Source organism: Paenibacillus sp. NPDC057886 (genome assembly GCF_042796655.1).
Lineage (GTDB): Bacteria > Bacillota > Bacilli > Paenibacillales > Paenibacillaceae > Paenibacillus.
Map to the genome: position 1 here is coordinate 538,884 of NZ_JBHVMZ010000002.1, position 12,777 is coordinate 551,660.

The 12,777-nt window shown below is 48.0% G+C and carries 11 protein-coding genes; 4 read left to right on the plus strand and 7 right to left on the minus strand.

All coding sequences use genetic code 11. From position 1 onward, the window contains the following. Positions 1-16: 16 nt before the first annotated feature. Positions 17-2,230 (plus strand): carbohydrate-binding domain-containing protein, encoded by a 2,214-nt coding sequence (locus ACFVQB_RS09470; protein ID WP_379437462.1) that lies wholly within the window; start codon positions 17-19, stop codon positions 2,228-2,230. A gap of 310 nt (positions 2,231-2,540) precedes the next feature. On the opposite strand, the gene ACFVQB_RS09475 is transcribed toward ACFVQB_RS09470, so the two are convergent. After that, entirely contained in the window at positions 2,541-3,119 is a 579-nt protein-coding gene (locus tag ACFVQB_RS09475; RefSeq protein ID WP_379437464.1) for a class I SAM-dependent methyltransferase, read from the minus strand. A 157-nt stretch (positions 3,120-3,276) separates the two neighbouring features. Next, positions 3,277-3,948: an FHA domain-containing protein gene (locus ACFVQB_RS09480; RefSeq protein WP_379437466.1), complete on the minus strand. Its 672-nt coding sequence runs from the start codon at positions 3,946-3,948 to the stop codon at positions 3,277-3,279. Between the two features lie 222 nt (positions 3,949-4,170). Between ACFVQB_RS09480 and ACFVQB_RS09485 the strand changes: the two genes are divergently transcribed. Further along, entirely contained in the window at positions 4,171-4,326 is a 156-nt protein-coding gene (locus ACFVQB_RS09485) for a hypothetical protein (protein ID WP_157258566.1), read from the plus strand. Between the two features lie 409 nt (positions 4,327-4,735). Here ACFVQB_RS09485 and ACFVQB_RS09490 read toward each other — a convergent pair whose 3' ends face one another. Together ACFVQB_RS09490 and ACFVQB_RS09495 are read right to left on the minus strand one after the other, a co-directional pair. Next, positions 4,736-7,309 carry a DUF2339 domain-containing protein gene (locus tag ACFVQB_RS09490; RefSeq protein ID WP_379437470.1) on the minus strand — a complete coding sequence of 858 codons (2,574 nt, stop codon included), beginning with the start codon at positions 7,307-7,309 and terminating at the stop codon, positions 4,736-4,738. Positions 7,310-7,561: 252 nt separating this feature from the next. Continuing rightward, entirely contained in the window at positions 7,562-8,596 is a 1,035-nt protein-coding gene (locus ACFVQB_RS09495) for an LCP family protein (RefSeq protein WP_379437472.1), read from the minus strand. Positions 8,597-8,706: 110 nt separating this feature from the next. Here ACFVQB_RS09495 and ACFVQB_RS09500 point away from each other — a divergent pair, with 110 nt between their 5' ends. Next, entirely contained in the window at positions 8,707-9,681 is a 975-nt protein-coding gene (locus ACFVQB_RS09500; RefSeq protein WP_379437475.1) for an aldo/keto reductase, read from the plus strand. A gap of 94 nt (positions 9,682-9,775) precedes the next feature. On the opposite strand, the gene ACFVQB_RS09505 is transcribed toward ACFVQB_RS09500, so the two are convergent. The 3 genes from ACFVQB_RS09505 to ACFVQB_RS09515 form a co-directional block, all read right to left on the minus strand. Continuing rightward, positions 9,776-10,237: a MarR family winged helix-turn-helix transcriptional regulator gene (locus tag ACFVQB_RS09505; RefSeq protein WP_379437478.1), complete on the minus strand. Its 462-nt coding sequence runs from the start codon at positions 10,235-10,237 to the stop codon at positions 9,776-9,778. Positions 10,238-10,335: 98 nt separating this feature from the next. Then, complete coding sequence (locus ACFVQB_RS09510) at positions 10,336-11,013, minus strand: TIGR00266 family protein (RefSeq protein ID WP_379437480.1); 678 nt, start codon at positions 11,011-11,013, stop codon at positions 10,336-10,338. Continuing rightward, the gene (locus tag ACFVQB_RS09515; protein ID WP_024629739.1) at positions 11,010-11,405 is read right to left on the minus strand and encodes a winged helix-turn-helix transcriptional regulator; all 396 of its coding nucleotides are present in this window, start codon (positions 11,403-11,405) and stop codon (positions 11,010-11,012) included. Before ACFVQB_RS09515 ends, ACFVQB_RS09510 begins: the two co-directional genes overlap by 4 nt. A 164-nt stretch (positions 11,406-11,569) precedes the next feature. Between ACFVQB_RS09515 and ACFVQB_RS09520 the strand changes: the two genes are divergently transcribed. Continuing rightward, on the plus strand, positions 11,570-12,769 hold the full coding sequence (locus tag ACFVQB_RS09520; protein ID WP_379437484.1) for an MFS transporter: 1,200 nt from the start codon (positions 11,570-11,572) through the stop codon (positions 12,767-12,769). Positions 12,770-12,777 lie beyond the last annotated feature (8 nt).

A 12,777-nucleotide genomic window follows, 5' to 3' on the forward strand; every position in this document is an offset into this window, starting at 1 on the left:
AAGGGAACGATATAATATGAAAAAGAAAATCATAACTGGCAGCAAACTGTGGTCCATCGCGATGATTACTGCAATGGTTACAGCTTGCAGCGCTCCGGCAGCAACCAGCAGCACTGCAAACGCCGCAGTGTCAACGACAGGGACAACCAAAACCGTATCCGTCAATGAACAAACCTCGGTGAAGTATGCCGATCTGGTCACTCTGGATGCAGACGATACGAATGTGAGCTGGAGTGCAACAGACTCCACAACAATTAAACTGAACGGGACGACCGCTTCCATCACAGGATCGGGTGCAAAAGCAGCAAATGGATCAGTGACCATCTCCGCAGCGGGTACCTATGTACTTAGCGGCAAGCTTACCGATGGACAGATAGTAGTCAATGTTGCAGATAAGGGCACCGTACATCTCGTATTAAACGGGGCGACAATCAATGACAACGATAGTGCAGCCATCTATATCCAGAAAGCGGGCAAAGCCATCATTACGCTGGAGGAAGGAACCGAGAATGCTGTCTCGGATGGCAAGACATACGTATACGCCGATGCGACAACGGATGAGCCGGATGCAGCCATCTTCAGCAAGGCAGATCTGACGTTCAATGGTACAGGCAAGCTGACGGTTACAGGTAACTACAATGAAGGTATAACGAGCAAGGATGATCTGAAAATCATCAGTGGCAAAATTAACGTCAAATCCGCCGATGACGGCATCAAAGGTAAAGATATGGTGGCGATTCAAGCCGGTACCATTACCATTGAATCAGAAGGCGACGGCATCAAATCCACAAACGATACGGATACGTCCAAGGGCTTCGTTGCCATTGCTGGAGGTACATTTAACATCCAGAGCGGCAGCGACGGTATTCAAGCGGAAACCGCATTGGTTACGGATGGCGGCACATTTAACATCGTAACCGGAGGCGGCAGTGCCAATGCACCAGCCAAAGTAGAAGAAGGACCATTTGGCGGCGGCGGTGGCGGCGGATGGGGTGGCGGTACACCTCCAACCGATATGGGCACACCACCGGATGGAGAACCACCTGCTGATTCCAATGCAGATGTAGACACAAGCACAACAACAACAGAAGAAGAAACGACGAGTGCCAAAGCACTTAAAGCCGGAGTTGACCTCACCGTCAATGGTGGTACGTACACGATCGACTCCATGGATGATTCCCTGCACAGCAACAACAATGTAATCGTCAATGAAGGCAAGTTCAGCATTGAATCCGGCGATGACGGCATTCATGCAGATCAGGCGCTTACCATTAACGGCGGAACGATCACCATTGCCAAGAGCTATGAAGGTCTTGAAGGTGCAATCATCACACTGAACGGTGGGGATATAGATGTGACTGCATCGGATGATGGCGTGAACGCAGCAGGCGGAGAAGAAGAAACTGCAACAGCGGCCGCAGATTCCACTACGCAAACCAAAGATACAACGGCTACATCCAACATATCGGTAACCGAAACGACAGGAACAACGTCGACTCCGGATCAGACAACTCAGGATTCCGGCAGAGGAGGCGCACCAGGCGGTATGCCGGGCGGAGAAGCAGCGACCAACAACGAGCTTCATATCAACGGCGGTTCCCTCACCGTAAATGCAGGCGGCGATGGACTGGATTCGAATGGCTCCATTTATATGACAGACGGAACCGTCATTGTGAACGGTCCAACAGACAATGGCAACGGAGCACTGGATTATGACGGTAACTTCGAGATGAGCGGCGGATATCTGGTCGCAGCGGGAAGCTCAGGCATGGCACAGGCAACATCCGAAGCATCGACTCAAAATACCATTGCCATGACGTTCCCTGAAACGCAAAAAGCAGGAACATTGGTGCATGTGGAAGACAGCGAAGGAAACAATATCCTGACCTTTGCTCCAGCGAAAGATTATCAATCTGTAGTTGTCAGCTCCCCGGATCTGAAAAAAGACGGTTCTTATGTAATCTACTCCGGCGGAACATCGACTGGTAAAGCAGTGGACGGACTCTATACAGACGGAACGTATAGTGGAGGAACCAAAGTGGTTGCCTTCCAATCCACAAGCAATGTAACCTGGGTGAATGAATCTGGTGTAACGACTGCGAATTCAGGTATGGGTGGTCCAGGCGGAGGCCGTGGCCAAGGCGGATTCGGAGGCGGTAGAAACAGAACAGAGTCCGGTACAACAACCGACACCACAGGTACAACGGGCACTACAGATACCGCAAAGTAAGTTAAGATTCAGGCCATAAAAGCCAAACTAAATAGGCGATTATAAAAAACAAAGGGATGTCCCATACGTCATGAATATGACGGAGGACATCCCTTGTTTTTGTTATTTTGTTCTTAAGAACCTGGTACACGCTATCCGCTCCCATTTGCCCAGGTCTGAGATCTAACGAATCACAGAGACGTTATTTCGTCGATTGGACCGATTTTCTGGGTTCTGACCCCATATGATGACGGAATAACGTTACTGAAGTTCGTTAAACGTTGCAATCCTTGATTATCCGCCTTTTAAGATGCTATAGGTTCGTTAGCGCTCAAAACGTATATACATACACCTTGGTACGCAACGTATCCCGGCACGTGATTGTCCGTAGCGGCATCTTGCCTGGCAATGCAAAACAGACGCTAATCACCTTTGCTCCCGGCGGCAGCTCCCGGCTAAGTTTGTCGACGAGCCGATTCATCGCTCCAGGGAACAAGTAACAGATGACGCAATCTGCGTGTTCATATGAACTGGTATAGATGTTGCCACGGATGAATCGCAGCCGTCCCTCCAGAGAATGGCGCTTTCCCTTCGCTCTCCGTAAGCGGACACTTAGAAAAGCAATCAGTTGGGAAGCCCACAAGGGAACAATTGAATTTTCAATACCCGTTAGCCGTTTGCCTGGGCAATGCCTGACCACGTCCAGGGCCAGCGTTCCCCACCCGGAGCCTGCTTCAATAACGTCGCCGTAACCGGGAATGCGGTTGACCTCCTGAATGACCGTCTGCCTGACGATGCTGGATGTGGGCATCGGTGAAATTCCATTTTTCCAACTGACCAGCACGATGGATACCACAGATATAAGTGTCACCACGACAATCAGCCATGGTATAAATTGAACTATGAACATAACCTCAACCCTTTGGATTTTTAATTAAGAGGCGGCATTTGCATCTTCATCATAACAAAAGAAGCTTCCTCAGGTCCAAAAAAACCTGGCAGAAGCTTCCTTCTTCTTATTCTATTTTGGCTTAATCTCATTCCATCTCTCTGCTCATTCCACTCATTCAGTCCGGCACATGTGACTTCATATATACACCCTTTTTGTACACCGACTTGATTGTAAAATGTACTCCCAGCTTACGATTCGTCCGGTAGATCAGCGAGTTAATCTCGTCAATGCCTACCGACTCACTCTCCAGCATGCTTCGCTCCGGCCATACCTGGCCAACAATCTGCTCCCGTGTCACGAAGTGGTCCAACTGGCTGTACAGCAGCTTGAACAACTGGTACTCCTTCTTGGACAGCGGAATCTCCACTTCGCCGATCTGTACAGTTTGCAGATGATCCTGTAAACGTACGCCCTCGCCCAGCAGGTCGGATATCCGATATTCTCTCGTTTCTTCGAGATCCCCTTCTACGCGAAGCTGAATCAAGCCGTTGACCAGCGTCAGGCTGTCTCCTTCGGCAAACGGGTATTTCTCAAAGGGAACGAGGCGCTGCCCGTTCAATTCTGTTCCGTTTTTGCTATCCAGATCCTCAATCCACAGCTGATGCTGCGCATCATAATGAATGCGGCAATGCCGCTTCGATATCAACTGATTGTAGACAGACAATTCCAGTTCATCTCCACCCGTATACCGCCCCACTGTAATGGAACGTCCCTGGCTGACATAAGCGAACAAACCGTCACTTTCCTGCCCTGGCGTACGAATGACGATTTTTGCCGTCTCCCGCATGTTATTCTCCCACCTTCAAATATCACTCTATCTCTATGAGCGTTCCGTTCATAAATAATGATAAATTCATCAGATTTGTTCCATTGTTTGCATCCATAATAATTTATATAGTGTATACAGGCATCGTTATATGCTTTTCTCTACTATACCAGACGTTGTGCCTTTTTTCTCATAACGGCCGTATGCATGCCTTAGCCCAATCAACAAGAGAGGTCACTCATCATGAACAAAAAAAACATTTTCATATATGTGCTGCTCGCCTTCACCCTGTCCATTACATTAACCGTGCTCTCCCGCATCAACGATGATCGCGGAGAATCCCTAAAAGGCACAACCACAACCGAAACTTCATGGTTGCAACTGAATACCCAGCCGTAAGTATACTCTATTATAACGTGATCAACAGAAAAAACGTTTCACGAATGTCATCTTATGCTGGGTCATGCCATCCTGAATGAAGAAGAGATCATAATCCGTTCATCAGAATAAGGCCCCTGGACGCTAACAACTAGCGCTCAAGAGCCTCATTTTAATTCATATTCATGATATAGATACCGATAAGTTCATCCGATAATGATTTTTGTCAAAATCGATGTTGCAACGGCACTCCTTGCCCTCAGCGCCGCTTTTTCCTGAAACCAAGTTTCCTCCACCCATACACAATGAGCACTACAGGGCCAGCAATCCATAACAGTTGCCATAACATGATACTCAGATCAAATCCCGTGTTGTATCCCTCCCGCAAAGATTGTGAATGTTGCGTCCGATTTCCTAAAATTGTTTATTTTTATCGTCTTGTAGATCGGATTTCATTAGACTCTTCGGTCTCTCTAGCCTGTATTTCCTCCATCCGGCTCGACACCTTCTGATACAGATAAGAAATTCCAAGCAGCAGTACGCCAAAGCTGAAATAGGCAATGATCTTGCTGCCAGATGTAAGCAATCCCACATCATAGAACACCATTTTCCCCGTGGAAAACAACGTCAGGCCCAGACCGAGGCGCCGAATCATCACATATTTTCTTCGGAACCCATAGGCAATGTACAGGATCGCAAGCAGAAGATAGATCAGGCTGAACATTAGCCCGACATCACCCCACTGGAATTGGATCGTCAGGAACACGGTGATGACACCCAGCAGATAGACCCCTGCGATAACCGGATACCATTCAATGCTCTTGAACTGCCCACGGATTGCCGTGATCAGCAAATCCCTTCCTGCAAAGAACACACCCACATTAAAGATGATTAAAACGAGTAAACCTACGACTTCAGCCGCTGTGTGCTGCTGAACATCCGGCTGAAGTGCCGGCATGGATAACGTTACTGCCAGTGCAATACAACAGCCCACCGCATGCAGGAAGACGATATAACCCTGCACGATCCGATCACGCAAAAGCCGCACTTTACCCAATCCATAGGCTATGGCAATGGTCAGCGCAGCGAACATCAGCCATTTGTAGAACAGGTATAACAGGAATGAGTCATCGACTGCTTTCATATACAATTCATTTGATTCATACAACACATATAACCACAGATTGGCGAGTGCGATGTACTTGAATGTATTCAAAAAGCCAAGCTCTGTCTGGCTATAATGATACTTCTCCCCGGATAGGGAGCCGTTGCGATCCAAGGCGTAATAGAGCGTAATAAGCAGCGCACCCAGCGTGATGCAGGAGTATTTTAGCATGAAATAGGATTGCTCCCCCATGATGAACAGCACCAGCACGTCATAATACACAAAGGTGAACATGCACAGAAGCACGATTCCCCATCCGGCACGCTCCACCAACTTAAACCGCTTCAGATGCCCTAGCGTTACCATCAGAACCCCTTCAATCAACCAGCCCATAGACAGCCACTTTGCACCAAATTGGAACGGTATAATCAGAATGGCAAAGGTCAGGGAAGTCACGTAGAACAATAGAAGGGTCTGCTTTTCCTGAGGCATCCTCTGCTGGACAAACCGGGCGAGCCCGAAATAGACCAGAGCGAAAATCAGAGCAAGCAAGCCCTGTGCGTCATTCCAGCCCGCTGCATCGAACAATACATACAACATCAGGCAGCTGATGCTCGTATTCATGGCCAACAATGCGAAGTCCCACCACGTTAACTTCACCCGATGTTTGAAGGGATACGCCAGTGTAATGCCGAGATATAATGCAAATGTCACGATGGAATACACCATGCCGATCTTCTCACTTGGCGAGAGCCATAACAGGATGAGCATGGACGGTGTGTTGAACAGAAAACTGATATAATGCACAATTGGCCACCGTTTGCCAAATGAAATTAATACAATAATTCCGTTTAAGAGCAACAGATAGATCATGGCAACATACACAGCCGAACCTTGAAGGCCGAAATAGGCCATGTAGGAAATTAACGGTAAATACCCTCCAACCAAACCAAGTGAGCAGATTGTCCTGGACTGATACCTCAACGATAACAGCACAGATATGGCCGAAACCAACACCGACAAGGCAAGTCCCGTATATAACCCGATAATATGCAGTAAAAAGTAACTGTAGAAGATTGAGCCAAACAAAACGGAAATCCCGCCTCCCAGCAGCCCCATCGCGAACGTCTGACGCTTGCGCTGGAACAGCCATTCACCCCCGGCAAGCATGAGCACGCCAAGCAGAAAAAAAGCGCCGCCTTTCATCTCATCGTTGAACCAAGTCGCGTATGAGTAGCGAAACGCCGCTCCAACGCCAAGAATAATGAGCAGGATGGCGACCTTGTTGATCCAGCTTAGGCCAATCTTCATCTCCATCCGGTTCTGGCGAATGCGCCGCTGAATGGTCTCCTCGCTTAAGCCTTCCTCCGCCATGTGCTCGTATCCTTGTTGCATCTGCCCACGCAGCGCCTCTTCTCTCTCCCACAGGGCCTGTCTGTGCAGCTCAATTCGTTCCTGCAATTCAGCAGCCAGATGAGCAATTCTCTCCTTAATCTCATTGGCGTCGCCCTGAAGTTCCTCTGAAGCCCTGTTGAATATGGCATTCAAATTCACTTTGGCACGATGTTCATGCGCCGCGAGCCGATCATTATGTACACTCGTCTTTCCCCGAAAATAGGTCTCCATCTTCTCCTGGGATATACGAATGAGATTCAATTTCTCATCCAGCATCTGTTCGGATAGAGCCATCCGAAGACGGGCATTCTCTTCTTCCATTTTCCGTGTGCGTACTTCAAGCTGTTGCAGCTTGAGTTGATGCGCTTCATATTGCGCTCGCAGCTGTTCATTTTGCACGATTAGATCATCGGATTGATACTCCTGGAGCAGCGCATTATATTCCTTTACCAGCTGCTTCTGCTGCTCCTGAACCTGGTGAAGCCGATCCTTGAACTCTTTCATGAGCTTCCTCCGTTGGTTGATGTTGAATTCATTCCCTATATTTTACTATATGTATGCCATAAAATGGGGTTTAAGGAATAGAATCATTCAACCGATCTCTGCGGATTGGAAGTCGTTATGGAATTTATACCAAATGCTTATATAACAAAAAGCCCGGGAAGCATCAGCTCCCAGGACTCTCTCATTCATTGATATAGTCATTCTACACACGTATACAACTTCCGGTCATCTTACTGAGCCTCGGATACTTGCTTACGCCGGATCTTTCGTATCCGCCGTCTCCGGCTCCATAATTTCGGTGGTATCCGGGTCTAGCCAGTTCGCGAGCAGAGTTCGCACATATTGCAGATCACTCTCTGACAAATCATAGTACCATGTGCCACTGCGCGTTGCGCCTTCACCCTTCAGCATGTAATTGCTGATTGTTGGCGTGCTGTCTTTCATATATAGAGACTCGGCAAATTTCACGATGAAATCCGAGTTCATGTTCGTTGTAAAATTCGATCCAGCGATTTGGATAACGTCCGGGATTTTGGTCAGGTTTTTGACCTCAAGCGCACGATTCATGAAGGCACTTAGAAAAAGACGGTGCCGCATCGTCCGATTGAAATCGGAATCTTCCCGGTACCGCACATAACCCAGCGCTTCTTCGCCGCTGTAGATCGGTTTGTTCGCTTCCACAAACAGCTTCTCATGTGCTTTCGATTTGTTCTCAATATTTTTCTTAATCGGCAATTCAACACCGCCAACCGCATCAACAATATCCTTGAGTCCGTTAAAATTAATCGCGGCATAGAAATCGACTTTGTTTTCCAATAGATGCTCCACGGTATCCATCGCCATCTTGGCTTCACCATGGGCATAGGCTGAGTTAATCTTCGACTTCACATCCCGGCCGACAATATCGGTATAGGAGTCACGTGGAATTGACAGCAGCAACACTTTATTTTCTTCCGGACGCACAACAGAATAGATCATGGTATCCGAACGGCTTGGTTCGTTATCCCGTTGGTCAATTCCTAGCAACAACAGCGAGAATGGATCGGTATGTTCTACAACGGGTGCATCCTTATCGCCAACAGGTTTGAAGGATTCATCGAGCGTTTCCTTTACGGTATCCGAAGCAAACAGGTTAAATGCAAACACAACGAGTTGCTTTTGATAGATAAATCCGAGTCCCCCCAGCACAATCAAAGTACTCAGGATGATAATTAAAGGTTTCTTCCATCTCTTCTTCGGTTTCTTCGGCTTCCGTCTGGTTAAATGTGCGGCACTGTTCTCCATCATATCTCCTTTAATAACGGTCTTAGAATCATTTAACTATATTAATAACACGTTTTCAATAGATTAGGTTATAATCTGCAATACAAGAAATGACACAGAAGGAGCGATGAACGATGGAATATCGACGTTTGGGGAATAGCGGTCTGCGCGTTTCCGCACTTGGACTCGGCACTAATGCCTTTGGTAAACGGGCGGACGACCCGACTTCAATCCGCATTATTCATACGGCACTGGATCAGGGAATCAATTTTATTGATACCGCCAACATTTACGCCGGAACGGAATCGGAGCGAATTATCGGACAGGCCCTTACAGGCAAACGGGAAAACGCTGTGCTTGCTACCAAAGCCGGACTTCCCCGGCACGAGGGTCCCCATGGGCGCGGCTCATCCCGCTATCATTTGCAACAAGAGCTTGAACATAGCCTGCGGCGTCTGCAAACGGACTATGTGGATCTTTATCAGATCCACACCTTTGATCCGCATACCCCGCTGGATGAGACGCTGCGCACCTTGGACGATATGGTCACTTCCGGCAAAGTCCGCTATATCGGAGCTTCCAACTATGCAGCCTGGGAGCTGATGAAAGCTCTGGGTACCAGCGAGTTGAAAGGATATGTACGATATATCTCGACCCAAACCAGCTACTCTCTGGCTGATCGCACACCTGAGCTTGAACTCGTACCGATGTGCCTTGATCAGGGCGTCGGGATCATCCCGTATTTCCCGCTGGCTGGCGGCATCCTGACAGGCAAATACCATGGCAAAGCTGTTGTTCCTTCCGGTTCCAGAGCGGATACCGATCCGGCCTTCAATCGTTTCCTGTTGGAACACAATATTAAACTAGGTGAGCAGGTCACCGAAAAAGCATCGGATTATGGATGCTCACCAAGTGTCCTGTCGCTTGCCTGGCTGCTGGCACGTCCTGCTGTTTCAACGGTTATCGTTGGTGCAACGAGTACGGAACAGCTGGAACATAATCTGGCTAGCCTGGACATGAAACTAACCGATGACATGACCACCGAGCTCGACCAACTCAGCGATCCTTTCCGCTATGGTAAGCCATTCGCCACATATCGGATTGATTGAACCAACAGAAATAACCTCCCGGCTAAAAAGTCAGGGAGGTACAACTTCACTACACGCTGTAGTCTAATAAAGCACTGAAAAATCTCTCTATGAATTAAACATCTGTTTTATGTCGAATAAATTCCTGCATGATTTCCATGTATTCGTCCTTACGATCACTTAACACATCAAAGAACACCTTGTCCGCGGCTTCAACTAGATGAATACCTTCAAGCGCCAAGCGAGTTCCTTCCGGCGTTGTTGTAATAATATTCGCACGGGTATCGGTAAGATGACGCTTGCGAGTTATTAACTCTCTCTTTTCAAGAGCACGGAGAACTTGAGAAGTAACGTTAACATCCACATTCGCAAATTGCGCAAGCTGAACCTGGGTTACTCCCTTGCCCTCTGTATCGCGTTCATTGAGCCACACACAGGCATGCAATAATACAAATTGGGGTTGTGTTAATTCCAGAGGCTCGAGCACCCTGCGTATTTCCTTTTGCCACATCGTTGTAACCTGCCATAGCAGATACCCCGGACTTTCCTGAGCATTTTTATACCGTGAGCTTTCCATCTCATATACCTCCATCATTACACCTTGAGCTTCATCCTATCTTATAACGCTTGTCGGAACGCATGCGTTTCAACGTTGTACATTTTCAGCGAAAAACATTAGCGTGAAGGAATAAATTGCTTGACCCGTTGACCAAATCCATGCGGATTACGGCTCTGAATCAGGACTGTCCCTTCACCCCGGAATCGGCATACCAATCCTTCTCCACTGGTCACGCTGGATAACCAGCCTTGTGAAGCTTTCTCAATGCGATAATCCATATAATTGGGCCATGCAACCAAGTGGGCATTGTCCACAATCACTTCTTCACCCGCAGCCAGATTGATCGCATGGATTGCACCGTAGGAGGATAGAAACACTGTTCCCCGCCCACTAATCTCTATAATAAAGAAACCCTCTCCCGAGAAGAGACCTTTCTTCAGGTTTTGCATTTTGGTATTCACCTGGATGCCTTCCGTTCCGGCCAGAAATCCATCTTTCTGTACGTAGAGAGAATAGGAACCATCCAGTTCAATTGCCTCCACATCCCCCATGCTGGATGGTGACAGCAGAATTTCAGCAGATCCTCCTGCAGCCGTCAATTCCTGAAAAAAGAATTTCTCGCCGCTGAGCATTCGTCCGAATCCGCCAAACATGCCGCCTTCAGCCGATCCCTTCAAATCAACGGTTGGCGTCATGGATACCATGGCCCCGCTTTCTGCCTTGAACCGTTCTCCCTGTTGCAATTGCACCTTAAGCATCGCAAAGGCACCATCATATAGAATTTCATAGTTCATGGCTTCATCAGCTCCTTGTTGTCCGTGTTAAAATCATTTAACCCATTATCCTCCAACACGGAAGATTTATCTCCGTATTCCTTAATAATATGCTGATCTCCCCAGTTACATAGGGCATTCAGAATCGGTTCCAAACTTCGGCCATATTCACTCAATTCATACTCCACCTTGGGAGGTACCTGATTGTATACAATGCGGTTCACAATCCCGTCATCTTCAAGCTCCCTTAGCTGCTGCGTTAACATTTTCTGCGTAATTGCGGGCATAATACGCTTGAGATCACTGGTCCGTTTCTTCCCATGTGTCAGATGGCAGAGAATGACGCATTTCCATTTGCCACCGATGACTTCAAGTGTCGCTTCAACTGAAATATTATATTTCTTTCTAATCATGCTGAATGTCCTCCCCGGAATTCTTTTTTCATAAAAGCAATTGCTATATAGGCACTAAAAAGTACGTAGGGTACTAAAAAGTACGTACTATTCATTTTATGTCGAATAACTCATAATAGCATTTGCCGGTACGTAAATCTACATTCTGGGGAGTTGAACAAGACATGTTACATGATTCAAAACGCAGTACCTGGGCACTGCTGGCGCTGGCAATCAGTGCGTTTGCCATCGGCACTACTGAATTTATCAGCGTTGGTCTGCTGCCCCTTATTGCAGATGACCTGGGCATTTCCGTAACGACAGCGGGACTGACTGTTACTTTATATGCATTAGGCGTAACCTTCGGGGCACCGATTCTGACCTCACTGACATCAACGGTGTCACGCAAGACGTTGCTGCTTGCCATTATGGTTGTTTTTATTGCTGGTAACACCATGGCGGCGCTCTCGAGCGGAATTACAATGCTGCTCATTGCGCGAATCGTCTCCGCTCTGGCACACGGGGTATTCATGTCCATTGGTTCCACCATTGCAGCAGACCTGGTACCTGCAAACCGCCGGGCAAGCGCGATTGCCATCATGTTCTCTGGCTTGACCATTGCAACGGTAACTGGTGTGCCTCTGGGTACACTCATCGGTCAAAACTGGGGCTGGCGCGCAGCTTTCATTCTTATCGTTGTCGTAGGTGTAGTTGCCTTCATTGGCAACATGCTACTGGTTCCATCCACCTTGCAACGCGGAACGCGGACTGCTTTCCGCGAACAGCTGAAGCTGGTGACAGGCGGGCGGCTGCTGTTGGCCTTTGCCATTACCGCTGTAGGATATGGTGGTACGTTCGTAGTGTTCACTTACCTGTCTCCACTATTGCATGATATCAGCGGATATTCCGAGAAAACGGTCGCAGGAATTCTGCTGCTATACGGGATCGCCATTGCTATCGGCAATATTATCGGAGGGAAAGCCGCTAACCGCAATCCGCTCCGAGCACTCTTCTATATGTTTATCATTCAGACCGTCATTCTGGGCATACTGTATTTCACCGTTCCATTTAAGCTGGCAGCGTTACTCACAATACTCGGCATGGGCCTGCTTGCCTTCATGAATGTGCCAGGGCTTCAGATGTACGTCGTGACGCTCGCAGAACGTTATGCTCCACAAGCCAAAGACGTCGCCTCCGCCTTTAACATCGCAGCCTTTAACGCAGGGATCGCAATTGGTGCATATTTGGGCGGTGTAATTACGGACTCCATCGGTCTGATTCATACCACATGGGTTGGTGCAATTATGGTTCTGGCTGCTGTTCTTCTGACTGGCTGGGCAAGAGCGCTTGATCGTAAAGATCCCTATTCCCCATCAGAGACCTAAGACAGGTT